Genomic DNA, 782 nt, shown 5'->3' with positions numbered 1-782 from the left:
CATAAATTTTACGAGGGTATTCGTCATTGATCGTCATGGCATCGCAGAACGCTGTGGAAGTCGGATATCCCCGCCTAAACTGATAAAACTTTTTTGATCCTTCAATGCGTAAATATCCTTTCCAGCTTTAGTTAAGGTGGATACTATTAACTCAGTCGAATTCAAATTAGAGCCCACATGAAAAGGCGCCCCATTAAGCCTAATCCTATTGGATTCTAGCAAAGATAATGCGGCACGTAACTCCGCCGCAGTCATACCAAAACGCGATCTATCCCCGTTTGCCAGTACATGGCACAATCTCAATGAGATTTTAGGTAGTATATCAAAATGGCGTGCAAGAGTGATGATGTCATGTAATTCGATAATATTATCACACTGGACATTTATATGTTTTCTAATAGGATAACTCTATCTCTTCTCGAAGTTTTACAGGGATATTAAAAAATGTATCTCTACCTTTAAAACCATCTTTTTGCGCTAATGATATCTCATAACCAGACGCAAATTCCAAGTCCCAGCAACATAACAATGATGCCCCGCACGTCCATTAAAATACCCTGCTTTTTCTCGCCCTAGGCATCCATAGCCCGACCACGTAAAACAGGATACCAATTGCAATATCAGACCATAAGGCTGCAAGAGAAAGTTCTTTTATATTTTTATCTTTACATTGCCTCTTAAACAAGCTCATCTGTTCATATAATGAGTTATATGTATAATACATATAACTTCTACAAAAGGAGGATTCATTATGTTCCGTGAAAATCTTTGGTAATACACTC

At 38.1% G+C, this 782-nt stretch carries 2 protein-coding genes; both read right to left on the bottom strand.

Going from position 1 to position 782, the window contains the following annotated elements:
- Positions 1 to 33: 33 nt before the first annotated feature.
- Positions 34 to 387 carry a hypothetical protein gene (locus ACFIL8_RS11560; protein ID WP_375689925.1) on the bottom strand — a complete coding sequence of 118 codons (354 nt, stop codon included), beginning with the start codon at positions 385 to 387 and terminating at the stop codon, positions 34 to 36.
- A gap of 160 nt (positions 388 to 547) precedes the next feature.
- On the bottom strand, positions 548 to 782 hold a 235-nt coding region (locus ACFIL8_RS11555; protein WP_375689923.1), incomplete at its 5' end, for a hypothetical protein.

It is taken from the genome of Bartonella sp. AP57NXGY, assembly GCF_042195805.1.
Classification (GTDB): domain Bacteria; phylum Pseudomonadota; class Alphaproteobacteria; order Rhizobiales; family Rhizobiaceae; genus Bartonella.
The sequence above is the reverse complement of the archived record's forward strand: the minus strand, read 5'-3'. Positions and strand labels throughout refer to the sequence as shown.